We start from the raw sequence: 22,223 nt of genomic DNA on the forward strand, positions 1-22,223 counted from the left end.
AAAATTAATTATTTTTCGTTAATTCTATCCATTTTAAGGAGAGCATTGACTAATCATGAAAATTTTTATTTATTATCGCCTTAAAATGGGATGCTTTATACCATTTCTCAAACACTTTTCTACATTTTGTTGAGTGGGGGAGAAGTAAAAAGTAAGAATAATTAACATTAACTGGGCTATTTTAAACAAAAAGGTGATTTTAATTGTTAAATACAGTATTTTTAGCTAGAAAAACTACATATTTTTAGCACAACAAGTAATACCAGTGTGATAAATGTTTGAGACTTTGTTGCCTATTCCCTGTTTCCTATAACTAGAGTTTTATAACATTCTTTTTTCAAAATCGTATAACAGAGATTAATCTAAAAATAAAATAGTATTTTACTATTATAAAAAATGTTGTAAATACTTACCTTCAAAATAGCGATCGCCAACCTCATTTCACACAAACAAGTATTTTTATCCCATAAAAATTATTGATATTTATGTTAGACTTAAAAAAAGTAATAAAGCACCATCATATTAGATTTAGATATGAATAATCCTAATAATACTGCTATTTCCTTTCATCATGTAAATAAGATTTATCCTAATAAAACTATTGCTTTACAAGACATAAGTTTTACAATTAATTATGGTAAATTTGTGACTTTTGTTGGTCCCTCTGGCTGTGGAAAAAGTACAGTATTGCGATTAATATCAAAATTAAGTGAAGTTAGTTCAGGAAAAATTGAATCAAATATAGACCGCAATAAAAATGAATTAGCTTTTGTCTTTCAAGAACCAGCTTTAATGCCTTGGTCTAACGTTATTGATAACGTACATTTACCTCTAAAACTAATAGGAAAATCTCTCAGAGAATCTCGAACAATAGTACAAGAAGCCATTAATTTAGTAGGATTAGATGGTTTTGAACGTTCTTACCCACGACAACTATCAGGTGGGATGAAGATGCGAGTTTCTATTGCTAGAGCATTAGTAACTAACCCAAGAATTGTTTTGATGGATGAACCTTTTGGAGCTTTAGATGAAATGACTCGCAGTAAACTGAATAGCGATCTATTAAGGGTATGGCAAGAACGAAATTGGACTGTAGTTTTTGTCACTCACAATATTTATGAAGCGGTGTATTTATCTCAACAAGTAATTGTTATGGCTGCCCGCCCTGGTAGGGTAGTAGCAGATGTCAAAATAGATGTGAATTATCCTCGTAGTGAAGATTTCCGAATGTCGCAGTTATGTAATGATTATTGTCGGGAAATTTCTAATTATTTGGAGATGGGAGTATCAGGTCATTATAGTAATTAGCATTTATATTTTAAGGAAGAAGGAAGAAGGAAGAAAGTAGAAGGAAGAAAGTAGAAGGAAGAAAGTAGAAGGAAGAAAGTAGAAGGAAGAAGAAAAAATATTGCGTTGTCTGAATTTTAAGCTGTCAATCTGTCCTAACCTTTCCTTCGACTACTTTAACAAAAACAATTATAAATAATTGGATATTAAATAGTCTCTAGTTAAATACCGATAAAAAATGTTTGAAGAAGAAATAAAATTAACTATCAATTATCGTATACAAGATTATATAGAAGCAAATCGTATTGATTTTCGTAGTCGATTTATTTTCCAAATTCTACGATTTATTGCTCTATGTTATGTATTATTTTTAGCTTTATTCATTGCAGTCAGTCCTCATCCTAATTTTTATGCAATCTTCGTTTTGATTTTGTTTCTAGCATTTGTATTTTATGAATGGACCTGGCTGCCTTTTTTGTCTAAAAATTTATTTGAGAAGCAAATAAAATTTTTTAAGAATCAAGTTACTTTAATTTTTAAACAAGATGAAATTATTGAATTTTGTGCTTATCAAGAACTAAAACTTAGATGGTTTTACAAACATATTACAACACCTAAAATGCTGTTGATATTTATCAACCCACAAGGTTTTATAATAATTCCTAAAAAATATTGTTCTAGTGAAGAGCAATACGAAAAAATATGTTATCTAATAACTAAATTTCCTCAAGGTAATTAAACCATATACCTACCACCTACCACCGCTCCACCTAGAAAATTATTTGTAGCAAACATTTATCATTTTCTTTGTGGGTTTAATACCCCACCGTCAACGGTGGTGTTCACGCATTACTTGGGGGAGCGAATCCCCATGTAATTTTCCTCCTGTCTCCTGTCTCCTGTCTCCTGTCTCCTTCTTCAACACGCTTGGTATAAGACTTCCCTGAATTAAATTTCATTATCCATATTCCTGATTGAAAGTCTCTGTTTTGCCTTTTTTTCTTTCCTCTTCAACTAAACATTAATCTTAAAATTACCTAGATATAGCAATACAAGAATTGGGCGCGGACATTTTTCAATCCTCAAACCTTTTTACAGTTTGCTATTCCCTATTCCCTATTCCCTATTCCCTAGCGCTATACTTTTCAACCAGTATTTGAGTATAACTATTCAAAGGAAAATCAAAAGCAACTTCAGGAGTAACCCACTCCCATCGCACAATTTCTTCATTAAGAGTTTTTACTCATTTAAAACAGTCAGAGCTTTTGTTGCGTATGTCGCAATAGGAGTTTTTACTCATTTAAAACAGTCAGAGCTTTTGTTGCGTATGTCGCAATAGGAGTTTTTACTCATTTAAAACAGTCAGAGCTTTTGTTGCGTATGTCGCAATAGGAGTTTTTACTCATTTAAAACAGTCAGAGCTTTTGTTGCGTATGTCGCAATAGGAGTTTTTACTCATTTAAAACAGTCAGAGCTTTTGTTGCGGATATTGCTTTTTAACTTTTGATTTTTGACTTCTGTGAAGCAGTACCAGATGTCCTAAACTATCTGAAATAATCATTATTTCTATCAAGGAACAATCATGCGACTATCTCAAATGTTATTAGTCACTCTCCGAGACGACCCCGCAGAAGCAGAAATTCCCAGCCACAAACTCCTCATCCGTGCTGGATATATTCGTCGCATCGGCAGTGGTCTCTACGCATATCTCCCTCTAATGTTGCGGGTCCTCAATAAAGTCTCCAAAATTGTCCGCGAAGAAATGGATGCTACTGGTGCCCAAGAATGTCTGCTTCCTCAACTTCAACCCGCCGACCTGTGGCGAGAGTCTGGTCGTTGGGATACTTATACTCAGGCTGAGGGTATTATGTTTTCTCTAATTGACCGTCAAAATCGGGAATTAGGGTTAGGTCCAACTCATGAGGAGGTAATTACTACTGTTGCTAAAGATATGATTCGTTCCTATCGGCAACTACCTCTACATCTCTATCAACTCCAAACTAAGTTCCGGGATGAAATTCGCCCCAGGTTTGGGTTAATGCGAGGCCGGGAATTTATTATGAAGGATGGCTATTCTTTCCATGCTGACCAGGAAAGTCTCAAAAAGACTTATCAGGATATGGATAAGGCTTATCGAAATATGTTACGTCGCAGTGGATTAGAATTTCGAGCGGTTGATGCTGACTCTGGGGCAATTGGTGGGTCTGGGTCTCAAGAATTTATGGTTTTGGCTGATGCTGGTGAGGATGAAATTCTCTATACCGAGGATGGCAAGTATGCAGCAAATTTGGAAAAAGCTGTTTCTATCCCACCTGATGCAGAAATTTCACCTTTTGAGAGTTATGAAAAATTGGAAACTCCTGGCACGGAGACTATTGAAAAGCTGTGCAAGTTTCTCAAATGTTCTCCTACTAATATTGTGAAAAATGTTTTATACCAGTCAGTCTATGACAATGGAATGACTGTTTTAGTTTTGGTGAATATTCGGGGAGACCAAGATGTTAATGATGTGAAGTTGTTGAATGAGTTGACTAAGTTGGCTGGAAATTATGAGGCGAAAACTGTTTTAGCTTTGAATGTGCCTGATGTGGAGGCTCAAAAGAAATGGGCAACTAAGTCTTTACCTTTGGGTTATATTGCTCCAGATTTGTCTGATGACTATATTGCTTCTAGTAAAGAGGTAAGTTCTAAGTTCTTACGAATGGTAGACCAGACAGCCGTAAGCTTGACAAATTTCGCAACAGGTAGTAACGAATCTGGTTATCACGTTATGGGGGCAAATTGGGGCCAGGAATTTGAATTGCCAAAGTTGGTGGTAGATGTACGAAAAGCTCAAAAAGGCGATCGCTCTATCCATGACCCCAGTCAAACCTTAGAAACTGCTAGAGGTATTGAGGTTGGTCATATATTCCAGTTAGGGACGAAATATTCTGAAGCTATGGGGGCAACTTATACAAATGAACAGGGTGAGGAAATGCCTTTGGTGATGGGATGTTATGGTGTGGGTGTGTCCCGTTTGGCTCAGTCAGCAGTGGAACAGTCTTATGATAAGGATGGGATTATTTGGCCTGTGGCGATCGCTCCTTATCATGTGGTTATTTGTATTCCTAATATTAAGGATGCTCAACAAATGGAAGTGGCAGAAAGTCTCTATAAAGAATTAAATGAAGCTGGAATAGAGACTATTTTAGATGACCGAGATGAGCGAGCGGGTGTTAAATTCAAAGATGCAGATTTAATTGGAATTCCTTATCGAATAGTTACCGGGCGATCGCTCAAGTCAGGTAAAGTTGAATTGGTAGAAAGAGCGACTCATCAATCTCAGGAAATTCTGGTAGAGGAAGTATTATCTACTTTAAAAGACTTAATTGAGAAAGCATTAACTTAATTTACACTTTTCAGCAATAACTAGAATTTTGGTATTGCTGAAAAATATTTCTGCAAGACAAAGTTTAAGTAAGATGAGGGGGCGGGTGTTAAATTTAAAGATGTAGATTTAATAGGAATTCCCGATCGAATAGTTATAGCAATGAGCGCTGGTATATTTACAAATTGTAGTAGGGGCAAAAGAGCTAGAAGTCTTATATGATCGGCAATTTATTCCCCCTGTTCCCTGTTCCCTGTTCCCTGTTCCCTGCGCACAGCGCTATATATAGAATCCGGTTATATAGTATATGTTTATAACTATACTTCAATCTCTCGACACTTCCCCCTCTTCCCCAACTATATAATAAGTATTCAACCGGATTTGATATTACGGGGCGATCGTTAAAATCTGGCAAAGTTGAATTGTTGACGTACTCCCCGGCATAAATGCACGGGGATTCTCAAGCGGATATTACGAAGCGGGATAAATCCACGCTTCTCCACCCTTTTTCCTGTTTCTTAGGCTCTTAACTAGACCGTTTCTAGTCCCCGTCAGACCGCCTCCCCAGGCAACTTCTTTAACGTCCAAGATGCGCCCCACCTCAGACACCCCTCTATTTCTCACAATCAGCGCGGAGGCCACGTCTCGATGAGTCATATAACCACATTCAGGACAAGAATGAACTCTAAAGCTGAGTTTTTTCTTCCCTGTATGAGCATTGCAATTGGGACAAATTTGAGAAGTATAATCTTTATTGACCTTCCCGAAATAGACTCCTCGCTTCCAACAAACCCATTGCAGGATGGTGACAAACTGACCGAAACCTGCATCTAAGGTATGTTTTCCCAACATTCTTTTGGCCCATGCCTGAAAATTAAGGTCTTCAACAAAAATCATTCCTGCTTGGTCACATAAATGATGGGCTAACTTAAAATGGAAGTCTTTTCGAGTATTGGCTATCGTTTCGTGTAAACGAGCAATAATCTTGCTTAACTTTTGCCAGTTATTTGACCCAATCTGTTTCTTCTGGAGTCTGCGTTGCAGTAATTTCATCTGGCGGTGCAAACTGTTAAAGAATCTGGGTCGTTTAATTAATTCTCCCTCTGATGTGGCTAGGAATTTATCGAGTCCCAAATCAATCCCAATGGGAGCACCATGAGGGGGGACATCGGGAACATCCACATCACACTCTAAACAGAGAGTTTTGACTTAGTTAACAATTTACGTCATAACGCGGCACAATACGATAGTTGTCTCGAACAATAACTTAGTGAAATTTATCAAACCAAGAGCATTGACTTAATCAAAAAATAACGATATTATACGTTATAAACCGTACTATTAGACCGATTGTGTTTGCTGCGCACATGAAACACAAATAAATGAAATGAAATCCATTAGAACCAAGCTCAAACTGAATAACCAGCAAAAAACTCTGATGGCTCAACACGCGGGGTATAGCAGATGGTGCTATAACTGGGGTTTAAGTTTGTGGAATGCTGCATATATTCATGGTTACAAGCCTAATGCTCGAAAGCTAAGAGAGGTTTTTACCAATCACACAAAACCACTTTATCCTTGGATGAAAAACTTGTCCTCTAGGGTCTATCAATATGCTTTCATCAATTTAGGTGAAGCGTTCAAGAGGTTTTTTCAAGGGTTGGGTAAACACCCAAGGTTCAAGAAGAAAGGTAAACATGATTCCTTCACAATTGATAATTGTGGAAAACCAATAGAACTAAATGGATGGAATCATAAATTACCTTTTATTGGTATTGTTAAAACTTATGAACCAGTTGAAGCTACAACTAAAAAAATCACCATTAGTAGACAGGCAGGAGATTGGTACTTAAGTTGTAGCTATGAATTCACTCCTAATCCAACAGAAAAGACCACTGAAGTTGTAGGTGTTGATTTAGGTGTAAAAACCTTAGCAACTTTAAGCACGGGAGTTGTTTTCCCTGGTGCTAAATCTTACAAGAAATTTGAAAGCAAGCTCTCTAAGTTACAATACCTTAACCGCAATAAAAAGATTGGTTCAGCTAACTGGAAAAAGGCGCAACTTAAAATTGCCAAGCTACACACAAAGGTAGCTAATATCCGTAAAGACGTGCTTCATAAATTGACAACATATCTAGCTAAAAACCACAGCATTGTGTCAATTGAAGATTTGAATGTTCGCGGTATGTTGGCTAACCATAAGCTAGCTAAGTCTATAGCCGATCAAGGATTTTATGAATTCAGGCGACAACTTGAGTACAAGTGTGAGTGGTACGGCTCTGAATTAGTAGTCGTTGATAGATTCTTTCCATCATCAAAAACTTGCTCAAACTGCGGTCATGTCCAAGATATGCCGTTAAATGTAAGGACTTATGACTGCCCTGAGTGTGGCTTGTCAATAGACAGAGATTTAAACGCTAGTATTAATTTGAGAGATGCGGTCGGCTTGACCGTGAATGCCTGTGGATGAGTAGCCGCCGACGGCCTCAGTTGAAGCAGGAAGTAAACAGTAAAATGTCATGTTATGACGTTTTATATCGGTTTTATGAAGCAGAAGCTACATATAATTCTACATTAGGCAAATCTTCAAGGATTTGTAGATATAGTTCTTGGAGTTCTGTAACAGCTTTTATAGATGAATCTCCTTGTTGTATGAAATCATTTACTCCTGCCATTAATAAAATAATATCAGGAGTATCAGACTTGTTCCAAGCTTCATTATTAACTATTCCATCAATAGTTATACCTGGTCTGCCTTCATGTTTTAATGGTTCATTTCCCTGTGTTCCAACAAATTCAAAGTCAATATTTTCTTCTTTGAGATCAAAGTATAAAGATCCTCGATGAATCAGTGTATCAGTAATTGAATCTCCTAAAGGCATTATTTTTAAAGTAGCTGCTAAGGTAGCAGAACTTACAGTGGTAAGTAAAGATGTTGTCATCATTACTACTGATACTAAAGCTCTCTTGACTTGTTTCATTAGTGTCGTGAGTTAAGATTTTTATTGATTTAGTTGACATGGTTAACAATAACACTAATAAAACAATACCAAACCAGTATTTTTGCTGAACCTATTTGCTTTGTTGCACAAACAGAGCAAATAGGTTCATTAATTAATAATTAATAATTACCTGGTGGTTAAAACCGTTACATAATTGAATATATAAGGAAATTCAAGAGCACTTTTTTCTCCACAGCGAGTGAGAGGCTTTATCATTTTCTTTGTGGGTTTAATACCCCACCGTCAACGGGGGTGTTCAAAATTACTTGGGGTGAGAATCCCCATGTAATTTTCCTCCTGTCTCCTGTCTCCTGTCTCCTGTCTCCTTCTTCAAACCTTGATTTTTCGGTAAAAATATTGGAATTTTAGGGGTTATGAATTTATCAAAATAATTAGCTCTAAAACCATGCTTTTTAATCAGTTATCAGTTAAATCTTTTTTCTAGTTTGATCAAAAGAATAAAGTGAGAATTTAACTTCTGAATTATTACTTCTGACTTGATCAAAAACTTGATTTTTTCCTCTCAAATCACACAATCCCAAAAGTCCCAAAATTTACGTCAAAAATACTAATTTCAACAAGTACCTGCTAATTTCGACATAATAGAAGTAATATAGTTAACCTAAGAGAAAGTTATAATTCAGCTCCTCACTGCCATTGTGCCTAATTCTCAAGGAGGGACAAAATGAAAGAACAAAATCAAACTCGTAATTTATCTGTTGGTATTGTGGCCAGTGTTTGTGCATTGGCAGTGGCGGTAGGTGGTGGCATCGCCTTATGGACAAATTTACAATCAACCACCACAAAAACTTCTGATAATTCTCAGACTTTTACAACTCCCTCAACTCCAAAGTCACCTGATGAGACTTTGCCTCCCCCACCTCCTGCTAAAGTTGAATCTCCAGACTCTGTTCCTTTATATGTGCCTCAACCCAAAGCAGTTACAGAAAAAACTGTAGAACTTTATTGGGTTAAAGACACTACTGGAGAAATTGATTTAGTTTCTTCTACAGTAAAATTAGAAACGGCAGACGAACCGGAAGCTATTTTAAAAGCTGCTTTTGACCGTTTGCTCGTAGGTCCAGCAAATACCGATGTCCTTAGTGCTATTCCCACAGGTACAAAAGTTCAAGCACTTACTGTTGAAAATAATGGGGTCTACATCGACTTATCTGAAGAATTTACTTCTGGAGGCGGTAGTGCTTCGATGATGAGTCGCTTGGGACAAGTTATCTATACTGCCTCTACTTTAGAACCAGATGTAAAAGTGTGGATTTTTGTGGGTGGTAAACCTTTAAAAATGCTTGGGGGTGAAGGTTTAGAAGTATCTCAGCCCATTACTCGTGATAATTTTCAGCAAGAGTTCCAATTTTAGATATCATATACCATTTTAGGGGCGGTTTTAAAGTAAACAAATAGTTCAAAGCCGCTCCTGACAAAGTCAATTTTTTCAGTATCTACTCAGAATCACGATTTACAGTATCAGGGGAAAAAGCAGGTAAACAAATAGCAATATATTCTGCTCCCTCAGCACCAGGTGTACTGTATTTTACCCATTCTCCCTTACGAGCTATTACTGCTTGGCCAGCATTAACTTCTAACTGACCGCCTTCATACTCAACACATAGTTTTCCTTGAAGTACCAGAGTAAATTCATCAAATTCTGGCCTTTGACCTGGTTCCATCCAGCCACTAGGAGAGCGCATTTGGGCAACGCTAATAGCATCTGTTTGGCTATTGACATGACCAATATATTCGTCAATTTGCTTCGGTTTGTTACCTACAGGTTCAATCCGAGTAGGCTTTTCCATCAATTGTGGCATGATTTTTATACACTTTAGTTGGGGTTAACTAACATTAAAGGCTGATTATATTCTACGGGTTGCCCATTTTCGATTAAAATTTCCACTATTTGTCCAGAGACCTCTGCTTCAATCTCATTCATAACTTTCATCGCTTCAATAATACAAACTGTTTGGCCAGAAGTAATTCGATCGCCCACTTCTACAAATGGTGGCTCATCAGGAGCAGGAGCGCGGTAAAAAGTGCCCACAACTGGAGATAAAATTTCTTCAAATTTGTTTGAGATCGTAGGAGGTGCTCCTGAAGTTATAGGAGCAGTTTTTATCGCTGTTGTATCTAATGAGGTAGTACCAGGAGAAACAAATTCAGAAGGGTCAGTCCCATCGGAAGAAGGTAATGAGAGGCGATCGTTAAATAAAGTTCCTTTTCGTACCGTTAATTCCAAATCTCCACTTTTTAAAGTCAACTCCGAAATATTAGTTTGGTCTATTGCTGTTAGTAGTTCCCGCAGTTGATGTAAATCTAATTGCACTGTTTTTATATCCTCACTTAATCGGCGTTCAACTCAATTAATACTTAATAAAAAGAAGAGTTTATTACTGTTTTAGTATAGATGTAGAAGCGTGAAATTCAAAGTCATAAATTTTTTTTACTTACAGAAGTGAGGTTGAGATTTAGGTTTTAGCATAATTACTACTTATTAATAAATAAATGTAGCAGTTTAAAGAAAAAGACAGGAAGCTTATTGCCTGCTAGGAATACTGAATTAGATATCCGATCAAACCCAAATTAAAATAAATTACAATAAATAAATTATCAATTTATCTTTTTTCTTCCTCTCTTAAGTCCATCTTAATCTTCTAAAGGGGCTTTGTGCGGTGGTAATTATGCACATTTATTAAGCCCCCATAAAGATACCTCAGAATTACACAATCAATGCATAACTTACTTCTAAAATAAATCTAGTTTTCTGCTATTACTCTCTACCCAAATAAGAATCATTTCGAGTATCTATCTTAATCCGTTCTCCCTTAGATATAAATAAAGGAACCATAATTTGAGCTCCTGTTTCGACAATAGCAGGTTTACTACCACCAGTAGCAGTATCTCCTTTAACACCAGGGTCAGTTTCGGTTACTTCTAAAATTACTGAGTTAGGCAGTTCCACTTCTATTATTTGTTCGCCCCACTTAATAACATTAACCTCCATACCTTCAGTTAGATACTTAACACGCTCGCCAATTTGCTCTGAACTTAAACTGGCCTCCTCATAGGTTTCCATATCCATAAACACAAATTGGTCAGCATCTTTATAAGTATGCTGCATAAGTCTCTTATCCAAAGTAGCTTGAGGTACTGTTTCTCCTGCTCTAAATGTTCGTTCCACTACACTACCAGTTTGTGAATTTTTGAGCTTTGTTCGGACAAAAGCAGAACCTTTGCCTGGTTTAACGTGCAGAAATTCTACTACCCGCCAAACTGAACCATCCAATTCAATCGTCACACCGGGGCGAAAATCATTACTAGAAATCATATAACAACGTTATTGCGGTTTTTAATTAAATTATCAGATTAGAACTTAACATTAGACATCGTACAATATTCGGGAGTCAGAAAAATTGTCAAATATCGTGGGAGTAGAAAGCAATTTTTAGCACCTCGTCAAAATAATTTTATGTAAAATCTCTGATGTCTGGCGATCGAAATCAAAAGTTTTTTGTCTGAGACATATTAAGGCATATAGTAGTACTTTCTGTTGTTAAGACAATAGACTTGAGTTATTTGCGCAGCATTCTGCTAGGAAAAGGCAACAACTCTAGAAGGCATTTTGCCTTAACCTTAAATGCGTAATGTCATCAGGACTTACGCAAAATATCAAATTATACACCATCTGTAGGGGCAAACGGCCGTTTGCTGGCGCATAACTATCGTTAACGTCCCTACTATATGCGGTGGTTATGGGTAAGTCCTGATCATGTCCGGGTAATTAGTGATCAAAAAACTTTCTCCTTCTATTCTTCTTTCTTCCCTCCTGAGGACTGACTCCTGAATTCTGCTGAGTGATTTATTTATAACTGTTCAACCGGACATGATATAACTCTATATCTCTACTCTATTGCCTATTGCCATATATCAGCAAAACTATAGCGCTGTGCGCAGGCAACAGGCAGTAGGGAACAGCTCATTTGGGGGAATAAAAAGCTTATAATATAAGACTTTTAGCTATTGGACACCTCCTGCAATTTGTAAATATGCCAGCACACATTGCTATAAGTCGTGACCAAATCTAAAACCTAATTTTTGCCCCCAAAAATCCGATGAGTGTGGACAGCCATGTAATATTAGTAAGGGAACAAAAATTCATAAATATGCTAAATCTTCACAATTCCGTCATTAACACTTGTAAACGCTTGCTTAAAACTGGCATCCTAGCACTATTACTTTTCACTTTGTCTGTTGGTCTTAGTGCTGCTTGGTGGGACTTTGGTGGTAGCACAACAACTCGTGAAAGTCGTTTGCCCCAGGGCGATCCGATTACCGATGGTAAGGCATTATTGAGGTATGCTCTACCGATAGACAATGAACCAGTGCGTAAAATACAAAGGAGTCTGGAAGATATTGCTAATAGACTGCGAGCAAAACGTTGGTCTTCTGTTAGTAGTGATATTGCTGCTGCATCTAGGGTTCTTAATATTAGTAAGTCTCAGTTATTAGCTAGTGTTTCTGAGTCGAAACAATCTGAGGCAGAGGCCATAATTGAACAACTTGAGCAGGGCATTGTTAATATTCGAGAAGTTGCTGAAGCTAAAGATGGGGAACAAGTATTGGAGCAACGGGCACAACTACTAGCATTAGTTGGTCAGCTTGAAAAGTTGATGCTAGAAGGATTTCCGTTTGAGGTTCCTTCAGAGTTTGCTAATTTACCTCAACTCAAAGGTCGCGCTACTATTGAGATGGAAACGGAAAAGGGTTCTTTGACTTTGGTTGTTGATGGTTATAGTGCCCCTATTACTGCTGGTAATTTTGTAGATTTAGTTCAGAGGGGTTTTTACGATGGCCTAGAGTTTATTCGCTCAGAACAGTCTTATGTTTTACAAACTGGAGACCCTCCTGGCCCAGAAGTTGGTTTTATTGACCCTGATAGTGGTGAGTATCGTAATATCCCACTGGAAATTTTGGTCAAGGGAGATGAGGAACCAATATATAGTTTTACTTTAGAGGAAATTGGTCGTTTTCGGGAACAACCTGTTCTGCCTTTTTCTGCTTATGGTACGGTGGCAATGGCTCGTCCTGAATCTGAAAATGATGGTGGTTCTTCTCAATTTTTCTTTTTCTTATTTCAGCCAGAGTTGACTCCTGCAGGTGTTAATTTACTGGATGGTCGTTATACGGTTTTTGGTTATGTGGTTGAAGGGAAGAAGATTTTGGAAAAATTAGGTAAAGGAGACAAAATTATTTCTGCTAAGGTAGTTGCTGGATTAGAAAATCTTGTTGAACCTGAAGCTTAAAATAGTTAAGTAAAACTTAGCCTAAAATTAGGGTAATTGGATAATTTAGCGACTAAAATAATCTTGAGATTTTCAGACTAAGCTACCAATTACTCTAATTAGTTTAAAGTTTAAATAATAAAAATTACAGTTATAAAAATAGGAAAAATTTAGGAAGAAGGAAGAAGGAAAAATCTGGTGTTGTCCTAGTTTTAAGCTTTTCATATGTCCGCACTCTTTCCTTCGACGACTATTACAGTTGTTATAGGTAAAAAAAGTTTTACTATACATGTATAGTTTCATTTTCTCTTCTGGATTTTGCTATAGCTAATCTTCTAATTTTATCTCTCGGATTTTTGGTTTATTCTGATTTATTATTTCTTACTTATTTCTCTTTTTGATTAAATGGCTGTTATCGAATTCGTAATATTCACAGGATTAGGAATTGTATTAGGTGCATTTATATTTAATATATCTAATGACAGAGAACAAAAGCGTATTTTAGATGATGCCTTTTACAAATTATTAGAACTTCAAAATGGTAAAATTTCTCTAATTCAATTAGCTGCTGCGGCTAAAGTTGATGCTCAAATAGCTCAGAAATATCTTGAAGTTCAAGTACAAGTTTTCACTGCAACCTTAGAAATTGATGAACAAGGAGATACATTCTACAAATTTCCTAAACTTAGTTTACCTCCTGTTTTAGATAAACAACAATGGTAAGGAATTTAGGTATTAGGTTTTCGGTATTAGGTTTTCGGTGTTAAGTTTTAGGTCTTATACAAAATCCGGTTTAGTAACGAGATATTCAAAAAAATCAAAATCTTTGTCTGATAAGGATTTGAATATTTAGGTAACTACCCTATAATAACCGGATTTAGTATTAGGTATTAGATTTTAGGTATTAGATTTTAAATGTTAAGTTTTAAGTGTTTTACTAAGGGTAAAAAAAATTATACCATGTCCGGATGATGATGATTAAGTATAATAAAAATGTTTGATTGAATTTATTGAAGCGCTCTTGAGAGAAGATCTCAAATTTTTGCTTCCTTTATTTAACCTTTTTGATTTTTTTTCATATACTTATCTTGACTCTGCTACCTACTCCCTGTTACATGAATGTCGAAATATTTTATCAAATTGGTATTAGGAGAATTATTTCGGATTTAACGCTCCTAATCTTTGATAAGGCCAAAAGCGAATTATTGCCCTACCTATAATATTTTTCTTAGGCAAAAAACCCCAAACATGAGAGTCATTACTATTATTACGATTATCTCCCATCACAAAATATTGATTTTCAGGAACTTTGATTGAAATTGGTAAAGTATATTCAGGGGGTTCAGCAATATAATTTTCAGTCAGCGGTTGGTCATTTATATACACTAAACCATTCTCAATTTTAATAGTATCTCCTGGCAGACCAATAACTCTTTTAATAAAAGCTTGATTTTTAGCATAACCATAGCGTTGTAACTGTTGGGGTGGTTGAAAAACAATAATATCCCCTCTAACAGGTGGATGAAAATAATAAGAGACTTTTTCCACTACTAGGCGATCGCCTACTTCTAAAGTAGGTATCATTGAGTCTGAAGGTATATATCTTGGTTCTGCAATTAATATTCTGACTAATAAAGATAAAGATAAAGCGATCGCCAAAACTTTAATATTTTCTTTTTGTTGTTGCCATATTTTTAGCCACCAGGGAGTTATGGAGTTAGCTGTTATTGGTTGATTTAAGGATTCTTTTTCTGATGTCATTTCTATGATTTTATTCTTGAGTATTTCTATACTATAGCAAAACTCCTGGGAATGAGAATTTATCTATTCTAAATAGATATAGTAATCCTATTTGAGTTGCTGGTAAAAATATCTTTGAATTTAAGAAACAGGAAATAGGGGTAAAAGTTTGAGAGTTTTTATATATCCTGAAATTTTTTACAAATGATTTATGATTGCTATAATACTATGATTTTTCCCTATTATATACGTCAGCATTCGGCTATTAATATTCAGCATTTCCGTTTGTCATGCGCTCGAATTCAGATGCATGAACGTAATAACTTACTAAGGTTAGCTGATAACCTTTTTATTTCGGTGCGAAATGCCGAAGCAAACATATTTCACTCTTTGGAAATTAATTTCTCCTTCGGTGCGATAATAAGTTAATAACTCATAGCTGATAGCTGAAGTCCGCAGTTCATCTGTAGAAGGTTCGCTGAAAGCTGTTTGCGCAGCATGACAAACGGAAATGCTTACCTATGTACAATGCACATATTAAAATTGTTTATATAATCTGAAATATTAAAATATTTGCTATATATTTTCTCTTTTTTCAGGGTGTTATGTGAGATATTCCGTAGCGGTAATTATTCTATTTCATATAAAGTAATCATCAATAGTATAATTAGTGTGAATTTGTAATTTTTTCACAAATTTACCACTCGTTCTATTCTTTATAATTCTATGCTGATTCAATTCAGTGTTGGCAACTATTTATCTTTTAAAAAAATTGTCACTTTGAGTATGGTGACTACAGATTTAACTGCTCAGAATAAAAGTGTTGATAAAAATAATGTTTTTCAAGTTGATGATGAGTTAAGTTTGTTGAAAAGTTGTGCTGTTTATGGCGCGAATGCTAGTAGCAAAAGTAATTTGGTTAAAGCATTAGATTTTATGCGTCTGTTTGTGCTTAATTCATCAAAAGAAACTCAGATAGAAGATGCTATTAATGTAGAGGAGTTTAGATTAAGTACGGAGACAGAAGGAAAACCTTCTTTTTTTGAAATAGTTTTTATTTTAGACCATAAATTATATAGGTATGGTTTTGAAGTCGATAAAAAACAAGTGGTTTCTGAATGGTTATTTTATGTGCCAAAAGTTAGGGATACTAGACTATTTGAACGTGATGAAAATGGCATTGAGATGACTAATGTATTTAGTGAAAATCAGTATTTCGGTAAATTTATCGCTGATAAAACCAGAAATAATGCTCTTTTTCTGTCTGTTAATGCTCAATTTAATGGAAAAATCTCTACAAGTATTTTGCGGTGGTTTAGAGATTTGAATGTAATTTCAGGATTACATAGCGATTTTTATCAACAACTCACAATTGAATTTTTCAAGGATAGTCAATATAAAAAAGAAATTATTCAATTAATTAGGAAGTGGGACTTAGGTATTGATGATATTAAAATTGATACGAGGAAGGTTTTACTAGAACAAATACCTAGTTCTATTTCAGAAGAGTTGAAGAAAATTATGCAAAATTCTGAATTACAAACCGATGATATTCAAAGTTTTCATAAGAAGTATAACTCTGAAGGAAAAGTGGCATCTTTAGAAGTATTTGATTTTGATGAGGATGAGTCAGAAGGAACTAAGAAGTTGTTCGCTTTTGCCGTGCCAATTTTGGATACTTTAAAAAATGGATAAATTTTAATAATTGATGAACTTGATGCTAGGTTACATCCAATCATCACTCGCGCAATTATTGATTTATTTAACTCTAAGACAACAAATCCTAAAAACGCCCAACTTATTTTTACTACCCACGATACTAATTTACTTAGTAATAAAATTTTTAGACGAGACCAGATATGGTTTACAGAAAAAAATCGGCAGGGAGCGACTGATTTATATTCTTTAGTTGAATACAAAGTACCGAATGATGCACCTTTTGAAAGTGATTATATTAAGGGTAAATATGGAGCTATACCTTTTCTTGGTAATTTCACTGAATTATTTGAAAAAAATGGCTAAAAAAAAAGAATATAAGAGAAATTATCAACATTCTGGAAAAAGTAAATATAGTCGTTATTCAAGAAATGACACAGTAGCAACACGAGAAGTTATTGAGCGTTTTTTGATAGTTTGTGAGGGAAAAGAAACGGAACCAAATTATTTTCGGAGTTTTCGCGTGCCTAAAGATGTGATTGACATACGAGGATTGGGTAAAAATACAATTAGTTTGGTTGAAGATGCTCTAAAGATTATTAAAGAAGATGGTAATTACAATCAAGTATGGTGTGTATTTGACCGTGATTCATTTCCCGTAAAAAATTTTAATCAAGCTATAAAAGATGCTAAAAATTATAATATTGAAGTTGCTTATTCAAATGAAGCATTTGAAATTTGGTATTTGTTACATTTTGAATATCGAGATACTGCCATGTCTCGCAAAGATTATAGAAAATCTTTAACTAAAAAGCTGAATAAAAAATATGAAAAAAATAGCAACAAAATGTATGAGATATTGGAAAGTAAGCAACCTCAAGCAATTAAAAATGCTGAGAAGTTGTTAGAGCAATATAATCCACTGAATCCTGTTAATGATAATCCTTCCACAACTGTACATTTATTGGTCAAAGAACTTAATAGATTTGTTCGTCCATAGAATAGACCTCAAGTTTTTGTGCTTCATAAAATGAAATGACTATTGCGACATCCGCAACAGAGAGGGGAGCTAGATATTTTTCTGGTGCTTGACAAAATGAGATGACTATTGCGATATCCGCAACAGAGAGGGGAAGTAGATATTTTCTCCATCACAGACCTCAAATCTTGGTGCTTGACAGAATGAAATGACTATTGCGACATCCGCAACAGAGAGGGGAAGTAGATATTTTCTCCATCACAGACCTCAAATCTTGGTGCTTGACAGAATGAAATGACTATTGCGACATCCGCAACAGAGAGGGGAGCTAGATATTTTTCTGGTGCTTGACAAAATGAGATGACTATTGCGATATCCGCAACAGAGAGGGGAAGTAGATATTTTCTCCATCACAGACCTCAAATCTTGGTGCTTGACAGAATGAAATGACTATTGCGGCATCCGCAACAGAGGGGGGAGCTAGATATTTTCTCCACCACAGACCTCAAGAGTGCTTCATAAAATGAAATAACTATTGCGACATCCGCAATAGAGAGAGCAAGTAGATATTTTCCCCACCACAGACCTCAAGAGTGCTTCATAAAATGAAATAACTATTGCGACATCCGCAATAGAGAGAGCAAGTAGATATTTTCCCTCCACATAATCCGTATTATTAATTATTCAAAAATCTCTTCCCTTCTACCTTCTAACTTTAATTATAGTAGTCGAAAGAAAGGGCCCGGACATATTAACAGCTTAAAACTCAGACAACGCCAGATTTTTCCTTCTCTCCTAGATCGCTAAACACCTTCTTCCTTATCTACTTCTTCCTTTTCTACCTCTCTCCTTCCTCCTTATTTCTTCTTTCTTATTCATTCATTTTTTTACACAAACTTTATCTTGACTATCTTCTGTACAATCTTCAAACTTCAGTTTTCCAGCCAAAATTTGTTGCTGAACTTCTTCAACTTTTTGCTTAACTTCTTCTGGCAAAACATCATTAAAACGACCCAACTTAGTAATATCTGGATTTTCAATTCCTAAAATATATTTTTCTCCCTTAACTTGATTATTTTTAACAAGATTAGCAACATAAGCGATCGCTCCTCCAACATCCTGCACTGCACTGGTTAGCACTGCTTTTGGCGCAACATCAAGCTGGTCAGTTGTATTACCCACCGCATAAATTCCTTTTTCTTGTGCCGTTTTCAAAACTGCTGGAGCAGCATTATCTAATAAGTGATAAATCACATCAACCCCAGTAGAAATTAAAGCCAAAGCTGCCTCCTTTCCTTTAGCAATATCATTAAAATCTCCAGTGTAACTAATTACAACTTCAACACTGTCATTTACTGACTTAGCACCTAACTCAAACGCCTTACCTTGTAAGTTAGTTCCTTTAAAAGATAAACCTGTAAGATAAGCAACTTTATTAGTCTTAGTCATCAAACCAGCAATTACACCAGCAAGATAACCCATTTGGAAATAATTTGTTGTCACCGAAGCGTAATTTTCACCAGCAATATTACCATTAACTCCCAAAAAAAATTTATCGGGAAATTGACTAGCTACTTGTTGAATAGCAGCATCAAATTGTCCGCCATGACCTACGACTAAATCGTAATTTTTCCTAGCAAAATCAGAAAGAGTTTCTACCTGGTATGGTTGGGCAATATTTTCTACATAAATCATCTCACCATTGAGAATTTCGGCTGCTTTTTTTACCCCTTCATAACCAGATTGATTCCATCCTCCATCGGTAATAATTCCAGGTAAGGCAATGGCAATTTTAAAAGTTTCAGAATTATCTATAGAATCATTATTAGGATTTTCTGTCCGAATTATTGTAGAAGGAGAGTCAGCACAAGCTTTTAATAATAAGCTAGTTATTAATGTTGCTGTACTATAGGAAATAAATGAGCGTCTATTTAATTTTTTAGTCATATTAAGTAGTCCTATAAATGTAGTAATTTACTTTGGAGTTAAGGAGTAGAGAATATCTCTAATTGAAAATTTAAAAGCAACAGTATTTATCAATGCAGAAGGAAGAAAGAAAAAGGAAAAATCTTGATTTGCCTGAATTTTCAGCTTTTAATATGTCTGCCCTCTCTCCTTTGACTGCTATCTCTACTAATAGTAACTGCTGGCGTTTCTCTTAGTTCTATGCAGAAGGAAGAAAGAAAAAAGAAAATCTTGGGTTGTCTGATTTTTAAGATGAGTGATATATCCGCACCTTTTCCTGAGACTACTATATTTACCAATAGCAACTTTTGGTGTTTCTCCTAGTTCTATGCAGAAGGAAGAAACAAGAAGGAAAAAGAAATAAATAACAAGGAAAAATCTTGGGTTATCTGATTTTTCAGATGAGTGATATATCCGCACCTTTTTCTTCGAATGCTATATTTACCAATAGTAACTATTGGTGTTTCTCCTAGTTCTATGCAGAAGGAAGAAATCAGAAGGAAAAATCTTGAGTTGTCTGAGTTTTAAGATGAGTGATATATCCACACCTTTTCCTGAGACTGCTATATTTACCAATAGTAAATTTTGGTATTTCTCCTAGTTCTATGCAGAAGAAAGAAACTAGAAGGAAAAAGGAATAAACAACAAGGAAAAATCTTGAGTTGTCTGAGTTTTAAGATGAGTGATATATCCGCACCTTTTCCTGAGACTACTATATTTACCAATAGCAACTTTTGGTGTTTCTCCTAGTTCTATGCAGAAGGAAGAAACAAGAAGGAAAAAGAAATAAATAACAAGGAAAAATCTTGGGTTATCTGATTTTTCAGCTTTTTATATTTCCGCGCTCTTTCCTGAGACTGCTATATTTACCCATAGTAACTATTGGTGTTTCTCTTAGTTCTATGCAGAAGGAATAAACAAGAAGGAAAAAGGAATAAACAAGAAGAAAAAATCTTGAGTTGTCTGAGTTTTAAGATGAGTTATATATCCGCACCTTTTCCTGAGAATGCTATATTTACCAATAGCAACTATTGGTGTTTCTCTTAGTTCTATTTTAAAGTCTAAAGGCACTATAGTCAGAGAAAAATTCATGTTAATTGGGGTTATATAGAAAAAAGTAGACCAGAAAATTTAGCAGAACTATCATCGGAATATTAGATTTGTCAAACTGGTCAAAATCAATCGCAAATTAATATCAAATCACCTATATCTATTGAAGCACCTCAAATTTAAATTAATATCAAGTCCGGCAACATCAGTATTATAAAGTTTAGGAAAGGAAGAGAGTCTTAGTTATCTAGGAGAGAAGATTTGAAATAAAGAAAAAGTAGATATTTCCCAAGTTTTTACACAAACGATACCAACAGACATGATATAACTCAAAAAATATCCCATAAAATAAATATTATTAATAATAGTCATAGAAACCAGGTAAATTATACACATGGAAGTAGACTAAATATTTAGTGACAAATCTATTGGAACCTGAGTAGCAAATCTAAAAATTTGCTCAATTATATCCTAATAATACTAGACCTGGTAAATCACTAAGACAACAATTTTCACTAAAGTCCCGTTAAATAACCTGACAATAAATTAAACTCCTAATTATGGGGTCTTAATTATGGGGTAATTTAATCTGTGTCAAGCTAGGTGAATTTAATACTACTGTAAAATAAGAGAAAGTAATAATTTTGCCAACTCTAAATTAGTAAGATATTTAGAGCTACTACTAATTAAATTGATCCTCTAGCTAATAGCTCATTTTCAAATTAACTCGATCGAAGAATATGACAAAAAACTGTTTTATAGTCAGCTCCAAAACTAGAAATTTTAGCATATTAGATAGCGTTATCAAATGAGATGTCAAACAAGAGTTGGTGATTTACTAACAGTAAAAAGTCTAACAAACCTTCTTACATATTGACCCCTGCCTTTTGCCAAAAAGCGACCAATTTTGTTACGCAACTCAAATGAAATTACTATATCCATATGATATTAGTTAATATAATTAAATTTAACATTTTATAGTGTAGATAAAAATAGCGATCGCCTAGCCAAATCAATAACTAACTTATAAATAATAGTAATAAATTTAACTATATCTTTTTTTCAAGTCTCCCTCTTCCCAAATTTGGAGTTGCCTTTCAGCAGCAATAAAATTGTTAATTGATTTCGGCGGGTAAACAAAATGGTCATAAGCAAGAGCCATTTGTCTAGCTGCTTCTTGGTAAGAAACTTTTCCTATTCCTGTACCTAAACCTGGACAGACAACATTTTGAATTTGTTGCTTTTGCTGACGGTTGTGGTGTCGCACTGTCAGTAACATTGCCCACATTGCGATATAAGGAGTATCAGTGCCAGCAATGGACATAGGTACGCGCATAGTGGGGGTATGGGCAAGAAAAGGATGTTGGGGATGACCAGTTTCGACAATAGTAGATGTGCCAACTGGTTGTTCGCCCAGATATTCATCTAATATTTTTTGTTGAACCGAAGTCATTAAAAAATCACCAAAATATTTGACGATCGCTGCATCTATACCACCATCCATAAGTCCAAAAGAATTTCCTGGACTTACTAAACAGTCATATTCTGGTACAGTCTCGAAATAATTATTGATAATTTCTAGATTGGGTAAATAATGGAAATGTTCTTGAAAAGCATCATATAATGATGTATTTGGAGCAACTAAAATCAGTTTCATATTAGTCTTTATTCTGGTAACTTGAGAATTATCAAGAATCCTAATAGGTTTTCAATTTGAAGAAGGAAAAATATCAGCCTTAAAAAATAATTTTTGGACATAGTTTACGGGCGTTGAATTGAGTCTCAAACATATTTTCTATTTCTTCCTCAACAAATTGTTAAATCATTTTTTTTATTTAATCAGGACTTACGCATAACCACCAAATATTGTAGGGGTTAACGGCCGT

General features: G+C 35.0%; 15 protein-coding genes and 2 pseudogenes. 9 read left to right on the top strand and 8 right to left on the bottom strand.

The window, feature by feature from the left end; genetic code table 11:
- Window positions 1-534 precede the first annotated feature (534 nt).
- The 3 genes from F6K27_RS03500 to proS all read left to right on the top strand — a co-directional run bounded on the left by F6K27_RS03500 (window position 535) and on the right by proS (window position 4,675).
- Window positions 535-1,308, top strand: coding sequence for an ABC transporter ATP-binding protein (locus F6K27_RS03500; protein WP_287273947.1), 774 nt, complete (start codon window positions 535-537; stop codon window positions 1,306-1,308).
- Window positions 1,309-1,525: 217 nt separating this feature from the next.
- The gene (locus F6K27_RS03505) at window positions 1,526-2,026 is read left to right on the top strand and encodes a YcxB family protein (RefSeq protein ID WP_124154455.1); all 501 of its coding nucleotides are present in this window, start codon (window positions 1,526-1,528) and stop codon (window positions 2,024-2,026) included.
- Between the two features lie 843 nt (window positions 2,027-2,869).
- Window positions 2,870-4,675, top strand: coding sequence for a proline--tRNA ligase (gene proS / locus F6K27_RS03510; protein WP_287273949.1), 1,806 nt, complete (start codon window positions 2,870-2,872; stop codon window positions 4,673-4,675).
- A gap of 450 nt (window positions 4,676-5,125) precedes the next feature.
- On the opposite strand, the pseudogene F6K27_RS03515 reads toward proS, so the two are convergent.
- A pseudogene (locus tag F6K27_RS03515) lies at window positions 5,126-5,854 on the bottom strand (RNA-guided endonuclease InsQ/TnpB family protein); the annotation flags it as partial.
- 187 nt (window positions 5,855-6,041) lie between these two features.
- Between F6K27_RS03515 and F6K27_RS03520 the strand changes: the two are divergent.
- Window positions 6,042-7,124, top strand: a complete 1,083-nt coding sequence (locus F6K27_RS03520; protein WP_124154458.1) for an RNA-guided endonuclease TnpB family protein — start codon at window positions 6,042-6,044, stop codon at window positions 7,122-7,124.
- A gap of 73 nt (window positions 7,125-7,197) precedes the next feature.
- Here the strand turns inward: F6K27_RS03520 and F6K27_RS03525 are convergent, their stop codons facing one another.
- Window positions 7,198-7,635 carry an SGNH/GDSL hydrolase family protein gene (locus F6K27_RS03525; RefSeq protein ID WP_124145882.1) on the bottom strand — a complete coding sequence of 146 codons (438 nt, stop codon included), beginning with the start codon at window positions 7,633-7,635 and terminating at the stop codon, window positions 7,198-7,200.
- Between the two features lie 706 nt (window positions 7,636-8,341).
- Between F6K27_RS03525 and F6K27_RS03530 the strand changes: the two genes are divergently transcribed.
- Window positions 8,342-9,031, top strand: coding sequence for a GerMN domain-containing protein (locus F6K27_RS03530; RefSeq protein ID WP_287273951.1), 690 nt, complete (start codon window positions 8,342-8,344; stop codon window positions 9,029-9,031).
- Window positions 9,032-9,113: 82 nt separating this feature from the next.
- Here the strand turns inward: F6K27_RS03530 and F6K27_RS03535 are convergent, their stop codons facing one another.
- The 3 genes from F6K27_RS03535 to efp form a co-directional block, all read right to left on the bottom strand.
- Window positions 9,114-9,479, bottom strand: a complete 366-nt coding sequence (locus F6K27_RS03535; RefSeq protein WP_287273953.1) for a cupin domain-containing protein — start codon at window positions 9,477-9,479, stop codon at window positions 9,114-9,116.
- A gap of 14 nt (window positions 9,480-9,493) precedes the next feature.
- Entirely contained in the window at window positions 9,494-9,991 is a 498-nt protein-coding gene (gene accB, locus F6K27_RS03540; protein ID WP_287273955.1) for an acetyl-CoA carboxylase biotin carboxyl carrier protein, read from the bottom strand.
- Window positions 9,992-10,435: 444 nt separating this feature from the next.
- A complete protein-coding gene (gene efp / locus F6K27_RS03545) occupies window positions 10,436-10,993 on the bottom strand; it encodes an elongation factor P (RefSeq protein WP_287273956.1) in 558 nt (185 codons plus the stop codon).
- A gap of 835 nt (window positions 10,994-11,828) precedes the next feature.
- Between efp and F6K27_RS03550 the strand changes: the two genes are divergently transcribed.
- Window positions 11,829-12,968 (top strand): peptidylprolyl isomerase, encoded by a 1,140-nt coding sequence (locus tag F6K27_RS03550; protein ID WP_287273958.1) that lies wholly within the window; start codon window positions 11,829-11,831, stop codon window positions 12,966-12,968.
- A 384-nt stretch (window positions 12,969-13,352) separates the two neighbouring features.
- Window positions 13,353-13,670 (top strand): hypothetical protein, encoded by a 318-nt coding sequence (locus F6K27_RS03555; protein ID WP_287273960.1) that lies wholly within the window; start codon window positions 13,353-13,355, stop codon window positions 13,668-13,670.
- 432 nt (window positions 13,671-14,102) lie between these two features.
- Here the strand turns inward: F6K27_RS03555 and lepB are convergent, their stop codons facing one another.
- Window positions 14,103-14,708 (bottom strand): signal peptidase I, encoded by a 606-nt coding sequence (gene lepB / locus F6K27_RS03560; RefSeq protein ID WP_124145889.1) that lies wholly within the window; start codon window positions 14,706-14,708, stop codon window positions 14,103-14,105.
- 765 nt (window positions 14,709-15,473) lie between these two features.
- Here lepB and F6K27_RS03565 point away from each other — a divergent pair.
- Together F6K27_RS03565 and F6K27_RS03570 are read left to right on the top strand one after the other, a co-directional pair.
- A pseudogene (locus F6K27_RS03565) lies at window positions 15,474-16,709 on the top strand (ATP/GTP-binding protein).
- Window positions 16,702-17,343 (top strand): RloB family protein, encoded by a 642-nt coding sequence (locus F6K27_RS03570; RefSeq protein ID WP_287273962.1) that lies wholly within the window; start codon window positions 16,702-16,704, stop codon window positions 17,341-17,343. Before F6K27_RS03565 ends, F6K27_RS03570 begins: the two are co-directional and overlap by 8 nt.
- A gap of 858 nt (window positions 17,344-18,201) precedes the next feature.
- Here the strand turns inward: F6K27_RS03570 and F6K27_RS03575 are convergent.
- Together F6K27_RS03575 and F6K27_RS03580 are read right to left on the bottom strand one after the other, a co-directional pair.
- Entirely contained in the window at window positions 18,202-19,269 is a 1,068-nt protein-coding gene (locus F6K27_RS03575) for a BMP family protein (RefSeq protein ID WP_287273963.1), read from the bottom strand.
- Window positions 19,270-21,382: 2,113 nt separating this feature from the next.
- Window positions 21,383-21,994 (bottom strand): macro domain-containing protein, encoded by a 612-nt coding sequence (locus F6K27_RS03580; RefSeq protein ID WP_287273964.1) that lies wholly within the window; start codon window positions 21,992-21,994, stop codon window positions 21,383-21,385.
- Window positions 21,995-22,223: the final 229 nt, after the last annotated feature.

The sequence above is a fragment of the Okeania sp. SIO2F5 genome (assembly GCF_010692685.1).
Classification (GTDB): Bacteria; Cyanobacteriota; Cyanobacteriia; order Cyanobacteriales; family Microcoleaceae; genus Okeania; species Okeania hirsuta.